The following is an 18790-nucleotide window of genomic DNA, read 5'->3' on the forward strand; positions in this document are numbered from 1 at the left end:
ATGGATTATGTCGTAGGTTGCCAGCAGTATCCGAACACTGCAGAAAAACCCCGCCACAACCATCCTTGATCTGATGTTTTTTCGCAGCTCAACCGCATAAACTAGCCCCCAGTATGAGCTGCTGGGCGGCACCCTGCCACACAAGAATAGGGTGGGCTACACTCAATCGTGAGCAGCAAATGATGCGGGGATGCGCACAGCAGGACACTCATCCTGTGCTATTCGAAGCGCACCCGCCGTGCAGCGCTATCAAACATCTTGACTAGCACCCCGCAACGAGCACCACAGGAAACCTAACGACCGCGCGGAATACCGCGAAACCTCGACACAGAAGTGAAGTGACAATCAATATGGCCGCAGCGAATCCCGTGCAACAGTTTTTCACCGACACTGGACAAATCGTCGTCCCCGATCATCTGCACTTGGCAGGTGTCAGCGAGGCGCTCTTCCAAGCCGATGTGGCGGCCGGGAACGCCGACAAAGAAGTCATCATCTTTCACGACTATTCCACCAGCAGGGAGGGCACTCAGCGGCATGTCACCCGGGCGGAAGTCAACCGGCGGATCAAAGCAGTCGCTGCCCGCTTGCTGCAAACCTGTTCCCTGGGCGGGCATGCCGCCATTTTGATGGGCAACAGCCCCGAATATGTGTACGCCTGCTTGGGGGCACTCTATGCCGGCATGGTGCCAGTGCCGCTCTATGACCCTAATGAGCCAGGGCATGCCGAACATCTTGACAGTGTGCTCCACGACTCCACCCCGGCGGTAGTGCTAACCAACACGGTGTCCGCCCCCGCAGTTCGCACCTATTTTTCCCATCTGCCCGCGGCGAAACGACCCCGCATTCTTGCTGTTGACGCGCTTGCCGACAGTCTGGCTGACAGCTACACCTCCCCGCTGGAAAGTGAACAAGGCCAGCAGCTAGTCGCCCAACTTCAGCAGGCAGGGATCGCCCCGGCCGACACCACGGCAATGCTGCAATACACTTCCGGCTCTACGCGGCTTCCCGCCGGGGTGAAACTCACCCACCGGTCAATGTTTACTAATGCGCTGCAAATCTATGTTGCCGCCCAATTCAAATCCCCGCAGCGCATGGTGTCCTGGCTGCCAATGCACCACGACATGGGCATCATGCTGGCGGTAATGTTCACCATTTTCGGCATGCCGATGGACATCATGCAGCCGCGCGACTTTGTGCAGCAACCCAGCCGCTGGCTGCGCCAACTCGCCCGCCGGGCCGACGAGGACTACTCCTACACGGCAGTCCCGAACTTTGCCCTTGGCTTGGCGATTCGCTACGGTCTGCCGGCAATCGACGACGATCTCGACTTGTCCAGTGTCGACAATCTCATCCTGGGTGCGGAACCAGTACAACCTCAAGCATTGGAAGCGTTCGCTGACGCATTTGCCCCATATGGGTTCCAACGCAATGCCCTGCGCCCATCCTTCGGACAAACAGAAGCATCGCTGCTGCTTACCACTCCGCAAACATTGCAGCGGCCACGAATTGAGGCAGTTGATCGGGCAGCACTCACCGAAGACACCATCACGCTTGCGGCCGCTGATGCGGATCCGGCGACGGTGACCCATATTGTGTCCTGTGGTGAGCCGATCCCTGCCGAACATGTCATCATTGTTGATCCTGATACGCGTGAAGAACTCCCCGAAGGTCGGGTTGGTGCTATTTGGGGCTACGGCAACAATGTGGCCGGCGGATACTATCAGCGTGACGAGGAAACCGCGGACACCTTCGGTTGTGTGTTGGCGAAAAAACTCGACACGAACTCCCGTGCCGAAGGGGTGCCAGCGGATGCGAAATGGTTATCGACCGGGGATCGTGGCTGCATTCTTGACGGGGAGCTGTTTATCACCGGTCGCCAGAAAGAACTCATCATCATCGCTGGACGGAACCACTATCCGCTCGATATTGAATGGACTGCCACCCAGGCAACCAGCCATATTCGCCCGGCAAGTCTGGCTGCGTTCGCAATCCCCGGAGATGATGTTGAACAGCTTGTTGTTCTCGCGGAGCGTGAACCAGACGCTGATCCGGCGGGGGATGAAGCCGCAGTCGCGGCAATTGTTGCCGCAGTTACTGCCCGCCACGGGATCGTGCCGAAGGAAGTCAAGATTGTCGAACCGGACAGCATTCTGCGGTCGGCTTCGGCCAAGATCGCCCGGCGACGTGTGCAACAACAGTACATTGAACAGCAGCAGTAAACGGCGATACTCGGTGATCATTCCATTTGCCGGATGCACGGCAAAAGATCAGTAGCGGTTTCGTGACTGTAAACCCACTCGGGCGGTAGGGATACCTCGCTGCCCGAGTTGGTTATTTTTCGGGCTGTGACCGGACACCAACCGCACTATCTTGTCACCGTGCCAGGATGCACCATGTGCACCCGGCGACATCGTGGTAACCCAGCTGATCCTTGTAGCAACGGCGAAGGGCGTTGAATTGTCGTTTCCCGGTGAGCTTCTCACGATCGACAGCAGACTGATGATCCGCAATGACGCGATACCGCGGTGCTTCCTAGGGTGCATCTGGTTCTTGCAGGGCGCTCCAGGGGGTTACCGGTGCCAAAATGTTGAACCGGGGTGTGGTCTGAGTTGCGCAGCCACCATTTGGTAACGAATGTATTACAGCTCACGACTCATTAGGCGTAGTGTTGGTGCGTTGCACAGTCAGCGTGTGTGGTTGTGTATGCAGCAGCCGTCGCGTCGGTGGTCTGTGCTGATTGATTGGCCTGGAAGGCCTCGGTTCAGCTCGGTTCATCCCGGTCGCTTCGTGACAAGCGGTGGTGTTGCAATCGTGATCGACGCTGCTTGTTCGTTATTGTTGTTATATCTTGTCCAACGTTTATCAACCTGAATCCGCGTGCAGAAGCCAGTGTTTGTGTGCTGGCTTTCATTGCTATTTGTTTAGCAATGGCGGTAGGTGTCTGTGATTTTAGGAAAATTGGTGCCAGTGATGGATTCCGCTCATCAGCAGCCTGCTGATATGTCGACCAGTGAGCTTCGCGCGTGGCTTTCGTCGTGGGTGGCGCAGGCTACCGGACTTGACGAGGCGGCGATCGACGGCGATCAGCCGATGCAAAATTTGGGGTTGACGAGCCGTGACGCAGTGGTGCTCTCGGGGGAATTAGAGCATCTGCTGGGACGCCAATTAGATGCGACTGTCGCCTATGAGCATCCGTCGATTAACGCATTGGCAGACTTTTTAACTACTGCACCCTCTGCCGGCGGGGTATCGAAGCGGATGGCTGCCCAGTCAACGGTGACCCGGGACAGCCGCCCGGAGCAGCGCGATATCGCGATTGTTGGCATGGCTGCCCGATTCCCGCAGGCAGAGTCACTGGAGCAGATGTGGGACACACTAGTCGGCGGTGTTTCCGCGGTGGGGGATTTGCCGGCTGGCCGCTGGTCGGAATATGCCAACGATGCGGTGATGGCGGAAAAGTTAAAAGAAACCAACGTCACCGGCGGATATTTGTCGGATATTGCCTCGTTTGATGCGGCATTTTTTGGTCTTTCCCCGCTGGAAGCAGCCAACATGGATCCGCAGCAGCGTATCGCTTTGGAGCTTGCCTGGGAGGCCCTTGCTCATGCCCGGCTGGATGCAGCGGCGTTGAAGGGCAGCAATGTGGGGGTGTATGTCGGGTCGACGAATAACGACTATGGCATGTTGATTTCCGCGGATCCTGCCGAGGCGCATCCCTATGCGCTGACTGGTACCGCATCGTCGATTATCGCAAACCGGCTGTCGTATTTCTTTGATTTCACCGGCCCTTCGGTGGCAGTTGATACCGCCTGTTCGTCGTCGCTGGTGGCGATCCATCATGCGGTGCGGGCGTTGCGTGACGGGGACTGTGACACCGCCCTTGCCGGTGGGGTGAATATTCTTGCTTCCCCGTTTGTGACCACCGCGTTTGGCGAACTCGGGGTGATTAGCCCATCGGGGGCGATCCATGCGTTCTCTGATGATGCTGACGGGTTTGTGCGCGGGGATGGTGCCGGCCTGCTGGTGTTGAAACGGGTTGCTGACGCGCTAGCTGACGGTGATGAAATCTTCGCTGTGATTAAAGGCAGTGCGGTGAACTCTGATGGCCGTTCGAACGGTATCACCGCCCCGAAACCGGAGGCACAAGTCGATGTGCTTGCACGGGCATATGCTGACGCCGGTGTCGATCCGCAGCAGGTTGACTATGTGGAGGCGCACGGTACTGGCACACTCCTTGGCGACCCGATCGAGGCACGCGCCCTCGCTGAGGTGTTGGGGTCAGGCCGTGATGCGGCCAGCCCACTGTTGCTGGGCAGTGCGAAAACGAACTTTGGCCACACAGAAGCAGCCGCCGGATCGGCGGGGCTGATCAAAGTCGTCCTTGCGATGCAACACGGGGTGTTGCCGCCGTCGCTGCACTACACCGCCCCGAACCGGCATATTGATTTCGATGCCGGCCATTTAGAGGTGGTGGAGGATCCCCGCGAATGGCCGCAATATTCCGGGAAACCAGTTGCCGGTGTGTCCGGGTTTGGTTTCGGCGGCACCAACGCCCACGCGGTGGTCAGCGCCTTTGATCCGGCCGACTACACTGACCAGCCTCACACTGTGCAGGGGCAGCTCGCCGGCGGGGAGCGGGTGTATGTGCCGATCAGTGCCCATTTGCCGTCGCGCCGGGCTGATCAAGCAACGCAGCTGGCCGACCAGATTGCGGCGCTTGTCGAGGCGGGTAAGCCGGTTGATGTGTCTGCGATTGCGCGTTCATTGGCGCGCGCTAATCATGGCCGTTCCACGGCTGTGGTGGCAGCCACCACCCCAGCAGAGCTCGTCACCCGGCTGCGGGCACTCGCTGAGGGGAAGCGGGTCCCGGAGGTGATTACGCACGATGCACCGTCGGCGCGGGGAGTGGTGTTTGCTTACACCGGGTTTGGTTCGCAGCATCGTAAAATGGCGAAAGATCTCATGGCGATCTCTCCGCTGTTTGCGGCACGGATCGAAGAGCTCAACGCACTCATCGAGTTTGAATCCGGCTGGTCGCTGACTGCACTCATCGACGACGATGGGCAAACCTACAATACAGAGACTGCCCAGGTTGCGATTACCGCAATCCAAATCGCGTTGACTGACCTGCTGGCAAACCTTGGCGCGAAACCGGCTGCGGTGACTGCCATGTCGATGGGTGAGATTGCCGCCGCCTATGCCTGTGGGGGGTTGAGTGCGGAAGATGCGATGCGGGTTGCCTGCCACCGTGCCCGGCTCATGGGTGAGGGGGAAGCTTCGCTCAGCGACGATGAACAAGGTGCTATGGCTGTGGTGGAATTATCTGCCGACCAGCTTGCTGAACTTGTCGAACAGCATCCGCAATGTGCCGGGGTGGAACCGGCAGTGTATGCAGGTCCTGGCATGACCACTGTGGGCGGTCCTCGCCCGGCTGTGGTTGCTCTCGGGGAGATCCTTGAGGAACAGGGATCCTTCTTCCGGTTGCTTGATGTCAAGGGTGCCGGTCACACTTCGATGGTGGAGCCGTTGCTCGGGGAATTGGCTGCGGAAAGCGCCGGTATCACCCCGCAGCCGATCACTGTCCCGCTGTATTCCTCTGTGGATGAGCATCGCTGCTATCAGCCCGGAGAGACGGTGCACACGGTTGACTATTTCTTGCGCTGCACCCGCGGCCAGGTGTATTTCACCCAAGCCTGTGAGGATGTTTTTGGTGACGGTTTTGACTGTGTTGTCGAAATCTCCCCGAATCCGGTGGGGTTGATGGGTCTTGCCGGTACCGCGTTTGCTGTCGGTAAATTCGATGCCCAATTGTTGCCGTCGTTGAAGCGGAAAGTGGATCCGCGCGACAGCCTCACCGATGTGGTGACCCGCATGTGGGCGATGGGTCAGCCGGTGCAGCTGCGGCAGCTGCTCGGGGACGGTCCGCTGCAAGATTTACCGGTTGATCCGTTTAACCGGAACCGGTTCTGGACTGCTGCCCGGCCATCGTCGACTGCCACCCCGCCGCTGCCCGGCAGCCGGGTGCGGCTCCCCGACGGGTCGCTGGCGTTTTCCACATTGGCCGATTTTGTGCCGTCGACTGCGGCGATCTTAGAGGCTGCCGCCGAGGCCTACGGCCGCGGCGGGCAGGTGACCGCAGTGGAAGAACACGCCACCTTGCCTGCCACCGGGGAGATCACCACGGTGGTGAAGAAAACCATCGGCGGGATCACCATTGCGATGTATCACGTCGACGGCGATAATGTCACCTTCATCGCTGAAGCGTTCGCTGCCACCGGGGTGGCGCCAGCCACCCCGCAGCAGCCGGTACTCGACCCGGGTCTAGTCACCACCAATCCGGTGGCAACCGATGATGCTGCCGCCGCGCAGGCCACCGGCCTGCCGCCGGTGGAAACCCGGCTGTGGGATCCGGCCAGTGGGGAAACCGTCGAACAGCGACTCATGGCGATCGTGTCGGAATCGATGGGCTATGAGGTGGAAGACCTGCCTGCTGAACTGCCGCTCATCGATCTGGGTCTTGATTCGCTGATGGGTATGCGGATTAAAAACCGGGTGGAAAATGATTTCCAAATCCCTCCGCTGCAAGTCCAAGCCCTGCGCGACGCCTCTGTGCAAGACGTCATCGCCATGGTGGAAGAGCTTGTCGCGCAAAGCCGCAACAGCAACACTACCGCTGGCAGTGACACGCAAACCGATTCCGTCGAACACACAGCACACACCACGACAACACCCCAGCCAACGGTGCAGGGTACCTCCGAAACAACCGGCAAGCAGGACAGTGTGCCCACCGGCGACACTGACAAGCCCCGGGAACAGGCCGGTGTGGGGGTTGCGCCACGCGATGCCAGCGAACGGATGGTGTTCGGCACTATTGCCAGTATTTTAGGTAAAGCACCTGCCGGGGTGACCTCCCCGCTGGGGGATCTGACTGACGAGCAGGCCACCACCATCGCGGAGCGGCTACAAGAACGCTCCGGCGCTACCATTACCGCTGCTGACGTGCGGGACGCCGAATCGATCGAACCGCTAGCCAACATTGTGCGGGAAAGCTTCGAAACCGAAGTGGAAGGCAACATTCGTGTGCTGCGGGAACGCCCCGCAGGATCGACGAAACCTGCCGTCTTCCTTTTCCATCCCGCTGGCGGCTCATCGGTGGTCTACCAGCCGTTGACCCGTCGTCTTCCCGATGATGTTCCCGTCTACGGGGTGGAACGCCTCGAAGGAACCATCGACGAACGCGCCAAAGCCTATCTCGAGGAAATCGAAACCTACGCCCAAGGACACCCGGTGGTACTTGGCGGCTGGTCACTCGGTGGGGCACTCGCCTTTGAGGTCGCCCACCAGCTAGTAGACAGCAATGTGGACGTCGCCTATATTGCGCTGCTTGATACGGTTCGGCCGAAAAACCCGGCACCAAATACCATGGAAGAAACCAAGGCGCGTTGGCAGCGTTATGCGGCCTTCGCGAAGAAAACCTACGGTTTGGAATTCCCGGTTCCCTACGAACTGCTGGAAACAGCCGGCGAAGACGCCCTGCTCGACATGCTGGAAACCTTCCTCGCCACCACCGATGCCAGCGAACACGGTTTATCAGCCGGTGTTCTTGAACACCAGCGGGCAAGCTTCGTCGATAATAGGCTGCTTGCGAAGCTCGACCTCAACCGCTGGCAGGATGTTACCGCGCCGGTCATTCTTTACCGTGCGGAACGCATGCACGACGGGGCAGTCGAACTTGAACCGGCCTATGCTGATATTGCGGAAGACGGCGGCTGGAAAGCGCTTCGCCCCGAGCTTGAGATCGTCCACCTTAAGGGCGACCATCTTGCGGTTGTGGATGAACCCGCCATCGGTATTGTCGGCGTGTCCTTAACTGAAAAGATCGCCACGATCGACACATAACCACATAGAAACACAGCAAGCAGCTCCCAGTCCATCCGCTGGGAGCTGTTTGCATATGATCGCAAAACCCCACATCCCCTAACGCACCACAACGCGACAATCGTGTTTCGACTAATAAGCGGCACTTGCAGCTGGTCCCGCGTACACACCAGATCACAAGGGAGCGTTGTAAAAAATACGATCGCGAAAGCCTCATGATGGAGATCGACCCCGGGCAGAGCATCGAGTAGCTGACAACCCCAAGTGCGATGTTCGAACAAGGGGAGCAGGAACGCCGGTTGGGTGATCCCTGTGTGTGAAGATGGTTTTGCGTCAGTTCCTTGACGATTGCTGCAAAGCACCATGACCCAAGTAGGGCACCACAACAATGGTGTTTCCCCACTTGGGCACAGTGGCGCAGCGATCGCCCGTGGCGCGGATAAAAGAAACCCCGCTTGCGCGGGGATCACGCGTGGCGCGCTCGTTATGTCTCTAATACACAGGATCATCCCCAACGCATTGTTGAAAAGGTGGGGAACACGGTGAAGCAACGAGCCTCCACGCTGTACTGATCCTACCGAATAAGGACTAGATGTATGGTGTTCGGGCTGCAAAGGCGCGCGTGGTCAGCGCTGAATCACCTACCGAGCTTGAGTCGGCACCCGACCAGAGCCGGAGCCGGGAGGGGTGAATTGGGTCACTTTCGTCGTAGTTTCCTTGAATTTGAAGAACGGTCTAGTGATAATGAACGTGTAATAGAGACAAGCAACGGCATGGTCGCGCTCGACATGCAGCAAGCTCCCAAATCCAAATGAACGCTGAAGGAGGTGTGAGATCGTGGTTGATGTGCAGTCGTTCTGGGCAAAGTTTGCCCCAGCCACAGGGCAGTATCTGTCCCTGTTTCAACACGGGATCGACACCGCAAATCTCATGCCTCATGTGGCCAGCGTATTTGTGTCGACATCGACGATGCGTCAACTCGAGCAAGCCGTGGCACCTGCCTCGTTGCCGAAGCTGCTGACCACCCTGGGGTTTGCTCATGATTTAGGCAAAATTAGTCACTTCCAAGCGAAGGTTCCAGAGCTTGCGGCCCGGCTCGACTCGTCGTATCGGCTCGGTCATGTCAGTCAAGCTGATCATCGTGATGCGCCGCATGCAGCAGTGAGCGCACTCAGTTTTACCGACTGGCTCAAGGCTCGGGCGACGGTGAAGCTTGGTCGACAAGCGCGCCGCGGTTGGGAGCAGATTCTCGGCGGACATCACGGTGTCTTCCCGAATCCAGATCAGTTGTTAGCCACACGTCGAGTACTCGGTGTCCAGGCGCCGCAATGGGCGCAAGCACGGTTTGCTTACTTAGACGAGATGGCTGCCCATTTTGACATCACGCAAACTGATATCGATTCTTTCGCTCAGTTGACTTGGTCGCCTGACAAACAGGCTGTGCTGACGGGCTTGTTGATTGCTACCGACTGGATTGCTTCCGACGAGCAGTTGTTCCCGTATGACAATCTGCCTGAACAGGATCGTTTGGAGCGGGCGCTTTCGCGAATCGATATTGGACATCCGTGGCAACCGGAACGCTCAGCTGGATTAACCACGTTTGCAGACCAGTTCGACCTGCCCGCCACGGCAGAGATGAACGCGATGCAAACAGCCGTTGTGCAGATGGCATCTGATTGCGAAGCGCCGTCGTTGATCATTGTCGAGAGCGAGACTGGGAGCGGGAAAACAGAAGCTGCGTTGCTTGCCGCCCGGGAACTCGCGGCTAACCATGGCGCTAATGGCATCTTCTTTGCGCAACCTACCAGGGTGAATGCTGACGCAATGTTCCAGCGGGTGCGCGATTGGCTCGAGCGCAGTAATGCTTCATCAAGTTCAGTTGTGTCGATGCTGCTTGCGCACGGAAAGTCGGCGTTTAACGAGCAGTATGTCTCGCTCTTTCGGAACCGGTATTTCCAGGCGCAACCCCGGAGTATCTTTGATGAGCCAGGTACAGGCCTGCAGTCGGGTGGCATAACTATTGAAGCGCCCAAATGGGTGCGAGGACGCAAAACCGCGCTTTTGGGATCGGTGGTCGTAGGAACTATCGATCAGCTACTCTTTGCGGCTTTGAGTTCTAAACATCTCGTCCTGCGGCATCTTGGACTGGCAGGAAAAGTCGTGATCATCGATGAGGTGCATGCCGCCGATACCTGGATGAATACATATCTCACCAGAATGCTGTGGTGGCTGGGTGCGTATGGGGTCAATGTCATCGCCCTGTCGGCAACATTGCCGGTGGCGCAGCGCGACGCATTGTGCGGGGCTTATCTTGCTGGAGCTAAAGGGCTGCTTCAACAACCCACGGTGGCGACCCCGGTTCACGGCTATCCGCGGGTGACCAGTGTTTCCCGTGACTGTGATGTACCGAAAACTACAGTTATTCCACTGGCGGGCGCATCGAAAACCGTTTCCGTCAAATTCTTCGTTGGTGACCAGGATGATATTGCTGAGCATGTCATTGAACTGTCGCGCATCGGTGGCTGTATCGGCGTCATTTGCGACACGGTTGGTCGGGCGCAGCAGTTATATAGCCGCATCACGACAGATTCACGGGTGCTTGCTGATGGCACTCCAGTGCTCTTGCTGCATTCCCGATTTCTTGCTGATCAACGAGCATCAATCGAGACAACGATTGTTCAGAAGCTCGGCAGGGACGCGACTCAGCGGCCGAAGCGGTTGCTTGTGATCGCCACGCAAATCCTGGAGCAGGGTCTGGATTTAGACTTTGATGTGTTGGTCAGTGATCTTGCACCAACAGACCTTCTGCTGCAACGCATTGGTCGGCTGCATCGGCATCCCAGTAATCACGCCGTACGACCGGAAGCCTTCCGCACCCCCACGATCTTCATTACTGGTTTGCTGACGCCTACTTCTGTTGCGCAGCCCGGTGACATTGCACGGGGGATCGTCCAGGTATATCGCCGTTTGCCGCTTCTTCATACGCTAGCTACCTTGCACGAGCAGCTGAGCGCTAGCGGGGAAGTAGTGCAAATTCCAGAAGATGTTGAGCAGCTGATGTATCGAACCTATACAGCGCCGATCATTCCTGAAGGTTGGTCGAGCGCAGTCGAAAGAGCTTCCGCTGCGGAGCAGCGATTCGAGACTCGTCAAGCGATGGAATCGGCGAGATTCTGTATCGATCCACCCACTCAACCGCTTTCGACGTCGTTTAATCGACTCAATATCCCCGCGGATGAAGCAGCTGCAGGTGCACAAGTTCGCGACGCCGATGCCGCAGTCGAAGTGATCGTCGTGCGTCGACAGGCTGGCCGTATCTACGCCTTGGATCACGTCACTGAACTTGCAGATATTCCTCTCGATGAGGTGGCTGGCCTTACCGAGGAACACGCACGACGACTCGCTAGCTGCACTGTACGGCTGCCCGGCTGGATCGTCAGCGATGAGCTGCTTTACCAGCTCGAGTCTGATGGTCTGGAAAGTTGGCAGCAATCGGCGTGGTTGGCTGGTCAATTGCCCCTCATCCTCGATGAAGATTTCAGCAGCGTCCACGGTGCCATCATGTTCCGATACGACTATGCGCTTGGGTTACTGGTGGAGCGGATCAATCATGATGAGTAATAAATCACCACCGAGCGGGTACGGCAATCGGTGGCAAGGTGTGCGGCATCGACCAAGGCTGCCGCGCCAACTGCATAGCGCTCAGAGAATCATTGCCACCAAATCGACAACGACGGAATCAATCCAGAAAGGAGGGAGAGAAGAATGACGACGATGAATATCAGTGTTGAGCAAGCTGAACAACCCAAACCGTTCGACTTGCTTGAAAAACCGTGGATTCCTGTTCTTGATCTTGCAGGTCAAGAGCATGAAGTGAGCATCCGTACCCTTTTTGCGGATGCGCAGCGGTATCAACGATTGTCAGATCCATTAGAAACAGTAAACTTCGCGATTCTGCGAATGCTGCTTGCAATTTTCTATCGGGCGTATGCGAAAGAGCAATATGCGGACTTAGATACTGCGTTGGATTTGTGGCAGCAATTATGGGACGGGGACAGTCTTCTCACCCCAGAGGTAGCGAACTACCTTGATCAACACGCAGATCGCTTTGATCTGCGGCATCCAACCCATCCGTTTGGGCAGGTCGCAACGTTGACGACAGCTAAGGGTGAATACAAACCGGTTTCTATCATCTTGCCGGACGTCTCCGGGCTGTTTGCGTTGCGTAGCGCTGATTCACTCACCGCAGCCGAGGCTGCCAGGGCAGTAATCCACTGTCAGGCTTACGATTTTTCCGGGATCAAGTCAGGAGCAGTCGGTGACAAGCGGGTGAAGTCCGGACGCGGTTACCCTATCGGTATCGGCTGGTCGGGGTGGCTTGGCGGCATCACATTGCACGGAAGCAACCTCAAGCAAACACTGTTGTTGAACTTTGTGGCACACCGCCCTGAATTGTTGTCCCGTGAAGCTATCGACCGTGATCTCCCCTATTGGGAGCTTGATGACCTTAGCGCCGCTGCCAGGGAAGAAGCCAGGTTCAATCGGGCAAACCCTGAACGCACGCCGGCGTACGGACCGGTGGAGTTATTGTGCTGGCCGCAGCGCCGAATCCGCCTGTTCTGGGATGAGCAACAGGTTGAGGAGTTACTGATCTGCAACGGCGATCCGATTGGATACGCGGCTCAAGATGGTGTTGAGCTCATGACGGCTTGGCGGTACAGCGATCCTCAGTCGCGGAAGGCAAAGCGCTTGGTGTATATGCCTAAAGCTGCGACTGCGGGACGTGCACTGTGGCGATCGCTGGAAGGAATCTTGGTCACCAGCAAGCCCACCAGCGTGAAAACGAACTTCGCGGATGGCGGGCTTACTCCAAGTGTGAAACCAGCAAAGACCATTGAGTGGTTTGGCACCCTGTGGCGGGAAGACTGCCTTGATGAACAGCAGCTAGATCAGGTGCGCGTCGCTGAGGTTTCCATGGAATATGGGGCGCAAAGCTCGAGCTTTAGCAATATCATCACCGATTCGTTGGCAATCGGGGCAAAGCTCTATGACCCTCAGCGTGCAGATCTGCGGGATGCTGCCCGCAATGCTGTCGAACTTGTCGATGAATGCTTTGAAGCGCTGAAGCGGTTGAAGAAAAACATTCACTTCGCAGCTTCCGGTGATTGGGAAGTCGACACAGCAGATGTGGAAGATGAGTTCTATCATCTGGTTGATTCCCGCTATCGCAGTTGGCTGTTGAGCCTTACCGACTTTGCCACTGCTGAAGCGGCGCTCAACACCTGGAAAGACGAACTGCGCGACTTCGCCAGAGATATCGGCCGTCGGCAAATCAGTGGCTATGGACCCCACATTTGGGCTGGCCGCTGGTATGAGGCGCGAAAAACCAGGATTACTGCTGGTACAGCACTTCGTCGATACGAAAACATTATTGCATCATTGCTGGCATACTCCGCCGACAATGAAGAAAGGTCAGGGATGGAAGATGTCCCAACAACCTAGCAACGCGGCCGCATTGGTGAAAAACCATGTTGGAAGGCGCGTTTCCCAACTCCAGGCGGAGCTACTCGCTAATTCTTCTACCGCTCGCGCGAAGCTTGCCAATATGCGTCGATCGCAATCGTTGGTTGAGCTACAGCCGACCGTTGCCAACATCGCTTTCGCCGGGATACCTGAACAGCTAGTCGGTGTTCGCGACGAACTCAATTTTGCTGAGCGATCGATTGTGGCCGCGATAAATCTCTACGCGCGCCACCAACAATCGCAGGTACAGCCCATGCACGTTGCAGATATTCGCTTCGGGCAAGCGGTCCACACCTTAGCGGTGAGAAGCAATCTTTCAGATTTCGAAACCGGCCCCTTGGTTCGCCGATTCAATACTGCAGTGACTTCGCAATCGATGAACGAGCTGATGTGGCATTGCAAAGGGCTGATTAGCCAGATGCGCGCGGAACAAGTGCCGCTGGATTATGGCTTGCTTGCTGCCGATTTTTACCGATTCCATTTTGAATCTGGACAACAACAAGTGCGCCTCGCTTGGTCGCGCGACATGTATGCGCGTGCCCTTCCCACAGTTGACGCTGAACAACCAGCGCCGTAACGAAAAAACACTTACTCGAAGGAGTGATCATTATGACCACGTATGTGGACTTCCATATCCTGCAGCTTTTGCCACCATCGAACATCAACCGGGACGACACCGGCTCGCCGAAGTCGGCACGATTTGGTGGGGTAGAGCGGCATCGCGTATCCAGCCAAGCTTGGAAGCGAGCAACACGGCAGGAATTCGGCCGCTATCTTGACGAATCGCGGCTCGGTATTCGTACCAAGCAAGGGCCGAAGATTATCGCCGAACGCATCTGTGAGCTGCGGGAAGACTGCACCGCCGAAGATGCCTTTGAAGCCGCGAAAAAGATCGTGGCGCTCGGTGGAATCAAACTGGACAAGAAGAACCCGGATCAAACGGGCTATCTCATGTTTTATGCCCGTGAAGAGATTAATCATCTCGCCGAACTCGCGATCCAGCTGCTTGACGGTGAGGACGTGAAAAAGGCTCAGGTCCGTAAAGCCATCGATAATGCCCGCGCCGTGGATATTGCGCTGTTCGGGCGGATGATCGCGGACGCCCCGGAGCTCAACGTCGATGCTTCCTGTCAGGTGAAGCATGCGCTGTCGGTGCATCGCGCAACACCCGATTTTGATTACTACACTGCGATTGATGATGAGCTCGGTGCGGACGAGTCTGGTGCGGGCATGATCGGCACGATTGAGTTCGTATCCTCGGTACTCTACCGGTATGCCACAGTGTCGGTTGACAGCCTCGAGCAGAATTTAGGTGATCCCGCTGCGTCAGCTGAGGCGATTCGTGCTTTTGCTCAGGCGTTCACCTTGAGTATGCCGACCGGGAAGATGAATACCTTTGCCAATCGCACCCGTCCAGATTTCGTCTTGGTCGAAATCCGCGAAGACCAGCCAGTCGAGTTGGGTAGCTGCTTTGAAGATGCCGTTCCCGCCGATGGAAATACGATGCGGAACGCGGCACTGCGGCTGGCTCAGTATGCGATCGATGGCGATGCCCAGTTTGGCACGGCACCGGTGAAGTCGTTCTACATGGCACTTGATCGAGCTACCACTGGTGATTTGGAAGCAGTACTCGCCGAGCGGTCGGAAAAACTGAGTTTCCCGGAGCTCGTCGAGCGAATTGGTGCACATGTGTACCAGCCGGAGGCCTAATATGTCAGCCACATTGCTACTCAAGCTTGATGCACCAATGCAAGCGTGGGGTGCGGAGAGTCGTTTCGTGCGGCGTCAAACCCGCACTGAACCAACGAAAAGTGGCGTGGTGGGTTTGCTTGCAGCGGCGTTGGGGCGCTCCCGGGAGGCAGATATTTCCGATCTCGCAGCATTGCGGTTCGGAGTGCGAACCGACCAGATTGGCGCCATCGAGCGCTGTTTCCAAACCGAGGTCGACTGGCGAAGCGGTAAAGCAATGCCGCTCACGGAGCGGTTTTATCTCTCCGACTATAAATTTGTCGCCGGTGTGGAAGGGCCACGCGAGCAAATCGAGCTGCTTGCTCATGCGGTGAATCATCCGGTGTATCCGCTCTTTCTTGGACGGCGATCCTGTCCGCCAGGGAGCCGCATTGGCCTGCCAGTGGTGGAACATGATCTGCGCACCGCTCTGGCTACGACCCCGTGGACTGCTGCCCTGTGGTATCGCAAAAAACAGCGAACCTCGGTGCGGTTGACCATCGCGCTCGATGCGCAACCTGGTGCTGCCGAAGAATACTGTCGTGATCAACCGGTCAGTTTTCAACAGTCCAATCGTGTGTACCAGCTGCGTGGTATCACGCGCGAAGAAATTACGGTTGAAAATCCGGACGGATACACGCCAGCACAATCCCATGATCCCTTCGCGCTGCTAGGAGAACAATAATGTATTTTTCAGTAGTCGAGCTCAATCGACGACGGCGCGGTACACAGATGCTGCTCAGTTCTCCTGGAAAGCTGCATGGTGCCGTCATGGATGCGTTTCCGCGAGAAGCGATTGCGGGCAGGCGAGTGCTTTGGCGCGTCGATCACCTATCTGATCGCACTCTGCTCTACGTGGTGAGCCCGGTACGTCCGTCATTTGAACATATCCAGGAACAAGCTGGATGGCAGCACGCGGAGAGCTGGAAAATACGTTCCTACCAGCCGTTGCTCGATAGCTTGCAGGTTGGGAATCGCTACGCGTTTAGGCTGGCGGCTAATCCCACCCACACGGTGACGTTCCCGGACGGACGAAAAAAGAAGATTGGGCATGTAACCGCCAAACAGCAATTGCAATGGTTGCTTGATCGCGCGGAGACCATCGGTGTGAAGTTCCCGCAGTTAGAGGAATCCGTTCCGGCAGTTCGAGTCATTCGCCGAGATCATCACCAATTCAGGAAACAACACCACAAGGTCACGTTGCGAACTGCAGTGTTTGAAGGCGCCTTGGAAGTTTGTGATCCAGATCGGTTACGTCAAGCACTCACAACCGGTATCGGACGTGGGAAGGCGTATGGTGCCGGGCTGCTCACCTTGGCGCCACTTGCTGATAGCTGATGGCCAATATCAATATCTCACCTAAGGATTTGCTCCGTGTGGAAGATCGAATTTCCTTCGTCTATTTGGAGCATTGCACTATCGGTCGGGATGGGGGCGCGCTGACTGCTACCGATGACAGTGGGGTGACATATGTCCCAGTGTCAGCAGTCAGCGTGATCCTCTTAGGACCCGGTACACGGGTTACGCACCCGGCGATGACGGTGATCGGTGAATCTGGCTGTGCGGTGATGTGGGTAGGGGAATCGGGAACTCGTTATTACGCCCATGGGCGTGGTGTCGCTCGATCCTCTCGCCTTCTTATTCAGCAAGCTCGCTTGTGCAGTAACCGGAATCAACGACTTGCTGTAGCAAGAGCGATGTACGCCATGCGATTCCCTGAGGAAGATACTTCGTCGTTGACCATGCAGCAACTACGTGGGAAAGAAGGCGCGCGGGTAAGGAAAATCTATCGGCAATGCGCTACCGAGTACGACGTTGAGTGGCATGGTAGAGAATACGATCCACAAGACTTTGCCGGCGGTTCAATTGTGAACCAGGCGTTGTCGGCTGCCCATTGCTGTCTATACGGGCTGGTGCATGCAGTGATTGTTGGATTGGGTTGCGCGCCCGGGCTGGGATTCGTCCATTGCGGTCATGATCGAAGCTTTGTGTATGACATCGCTGATCTCTACAAAGCTCAGGTCACAATCCCCGTGGCATTTCGCATCGCTAAGCAGTTCGAGGATGTAATGGTGAACGAATCGGACCTCGGGCGTGCAGTGCGTTACGAATTACGCGATCAATTCCGGGATCGGCGTCTGGCCGAACAGATCGTCCACGACATCAAAACCTTGCTGTTAGCGGACGAAGTCTCGTCGGAAGACATTGCCACCGATAAAAACACTCTATGGGATGGTAAAACCGGCAGTATTGCCGGTGGTGTTAATTACGGGGACGGTTAAGAGACAGCAGATGATGACGTTGGTTGTTACAGCATGTCCTCAACGCTTGCGAGGTTTCCTTACCCGATGGTTGATGGAGATCGAACCCGGAGTCTATGTCGGTAAGGTGAACGCTCGGATTCGTGATGCTTTGTGGGATATCACCGTTGCAGAAATCGCAGGTGGGCGAGCCATCTTGGTGTATCCCGACTCCCGGAAGGAAGCGGGATTTGAGGTGCGAGTTCATCGCACTACTTGGGAGGTGGTCGACTACGAGGGGCTAGCGCTTATTCGACGTCCGAGTACAACGAAGAAACAAATAATGCGGTCGGGTTGGTCGAAAGCCTCCAAAATGCGAAGAGCACGGCGAAACCGGAGTAAGTGAAGAAAATATGCCACTTCTGTTATACTATTCCCAGGTTATTTACTGTGTTCCCCGCGCGAGCGGGGATGATCCCTGTCCGTATTTTCACGCAGCCGACGGCCACGGGTGTTCCCCGCGCGAGCGGGGATGATCCCCCGGTGGACTACATCAAGTTGCGGCTCGCCAAGGTGTTCCCCGCGCGAGCGGGGATGATCCACGTATCCCCCGCCTTACGATCACGAACACCTAGTGTTCCCCGCGCGAGCGGGGATGATCCCAGCAGGGAATCAGCTTTCCGCCGCCCCCGTTTGTGTTCCCCGCGCGAGCGGGGATGATCCTGAACCAGGCGACGTTAGAGATTGTGGAAAATGGTGTTCCCCGCGCGAGCGGGGATGATCCCGACAAGTGCAAAAGCACCTCGTTGCCGTTGTTGTGTTCCCCGCGCGAGCGGGGATGATCCCTGCTCACGCCCCCACCATCCAGGAATCGACGGGTGTTCCCCGCGCGAGCGGGGATGATCCCCATGAGAGAAAAGCATATCGAACAAGCCCTCAGTGTTCCCCGCGCGAGCGGGGATGATCCCCGCAAATATGGCTTCTTACCGCCCTCGGCAACGTGTTCCCCGCGCGAGCGGGGATGATCCCATCAACCTTGTCACCATCCAGGCTATTCATTTGTGTTCCCCGCGCGAGCGGGGATGATCCCGGCACGTCCGAGATCATCTCATCAGACACTTTGGTGTTCCCCGCGCGAGCGGGGATGATCCCACCGCCCCCTCATCGCGGGGGAACATTTTAAAGTGTTCCCCGCGCGAGCGGGAATGATCCGTACCCGCTTGTCGCGCCGCTCAAGCTCACGGCGTGTTCCCCGCGCGAGCGGGGATGATCCCGGCGCGTCCGAGATCATCTCGTCCGACACTTTGTGTTCCCCGAGCGAGCGGGGATGATCCCAGCCGCCACAACCCCAGCACCGTCATCACCAGGTGTTCCCCGCGCGAGCGGGGATGATCCCACCCGATCCGAATACTCCATACCAA

At 57.1% G+C, this 18790-nt stretch carries 10 protein-coding genes and 1 CRISPR repeat array (1 of these 11 running past the window's edge); all 10 genes read left to right on the top strand.

All coding sequences use genetic code 11. The features are described from left to right. The first annotated feature begins 350 nt into the window (after nt 1-350). The 10 genes from CCHOA_RS00580 (at nt 351) to cas2e (ending at nt 17775) form a co-directional block, all read left to right on the top strand. Nucleotides 351-2219, top strand: coding sequence for a FadD32-like long-chain-fatty-acid--AMP ligase (locus CCHOA_RS00580; RefSeq protein ID WP_123930544.1), 1869 nt, complete (start codon nt 351-353; stop codon nt 2217-2219). A 751-nt stretch (nt 2220-2970) separates the two neighbouring features. Next, on the top strand, nt 2971-7899 hold the full coding sequence (gene pks13 / locus CCHOA_RS00585) for a polyketide synthase Pks13 (RefSeq protein ID WP_245992206.1): 4929 nt from the start codon (nt 2971-2973) through the stop codon (nt 7897-7899). A gap of 816 nt (nt 7900-8715) precedes the next feature. Beyond that, on the top strand, nt 8716-11499 hold the full coding sequence (cas3, locus tag CCHOA_RS00590; protein ID WP_123925727.1) for a CRISPR-associated helicase Cas3': 2784 nt from the start codon (nt 8716-8718) through the stop codon (nt 11497-11499). 144 nt (nt 11500-11643) lie between these two features. After that, entirely contained in the window at nt 11644-13380 is a 1737-nt protein-coding gene (gene casA, locus CCHOA_RS00595) for a type I-E CRISPR-associated protein Cse1/CasA (RefSeq protein ID WP_123925729.1), read from the top strand. Further along, complete coding sequence (gene casB / locus CCHOA_RS00600) at nt 13364-13978, top strand: type I-E CRISPR-associated protein Cse2/CasB (RefSeq protein WP_164472331.1); 615 nt, start codon at nt 13364-13366, stop codon at nt 13976-13978. Before casA ends, casB begins: the two co-directional genes overlap by 17 nt. A gap of 32 nt (nt 13979-14010) precedes the next feature. Continuing rightward, a complete protein-coding gene (gene cas7e / locus CCHOA_RS00605; protein ID WP_123925733.1) occupies nt 14011-15111 on the top strand; it encodes a type I-E CRISPR-associated protein Cas7/Cse4/CasC in 1101 nt (366 codons plus the stop codon). A 1-nt stretch (nt 15112) separates the two neighbouring features. After that, complete coding sequence (gene cas5e, locus CCHOA_RS00610; protein ID WP_123925735.1) at nt 15113-15814, top strand: type I-E CRISPR-associated protein Cas5/CasD; 702 nt, start codon at nt 15113-15115, stop codon at nt 15812-15814. Further along, on the top strand, nt 15814-16467 hold the full coding sequence (cas6e, locus tag CCHOA_RS00615) for a type I-E CRISPR-associated protein Cas6/Cse3/CasE (protein ID WP_123925737.1): 654 nt from the start codon (nt 15814-15816) through the stop codon (nt 16465-16467). Before cas5e ends, cas6e begins: the two co-directional genes overlap by 1 nt. Then, nucleotides 16467-17411 (top strand): type I-E CRISPR-associated endonuclease Cas1e, encoded by a 945-nt coding sequence (gene cas1e / locus CCHOA_RS00620; RefSeq protein ID WP_123925739.1) that lies wholly within the window; start codon nt 16467-16469, stop codon nt 17409-17411. Before cas6e ends, cas1e begins: the two co-directional genes overlap by 1 nt. 13 nt (nt 17412-17424) lie before the next feature. Then, nucleotides 17425-17775, top strand: a complete 351-nt coding sequence (gene cas2e / locus CCHOA_RS00625) for a type I-E CRISPR-associated endoribonuclease Cas2e (RefSeq protein WP_342769449.1) — start codon at nt 17425-17427, stop codon at nt 17773-17775. Nucleotides 17776-17819: 44 nt separating this feature from the next. Then, a CRISPR array of direct repeats spans nt 17820-18790; the repeat unit is 29 nt; unit sequence GTGTTCCCCGCGCGAGCGGGGATGATCCC; it runs 585 nt beyond the window's last position.

The sequence above is a fragment of the Corynebacterium choanae genome (assembly GCF_003813965.1).
Taxonomy (GTDB): Bacteria; Actinomycetota; Actinomycetes; order Mycobacteriales; family Mycobacteriaceae; genus Corynebacterium; species Corynebacterium choanae.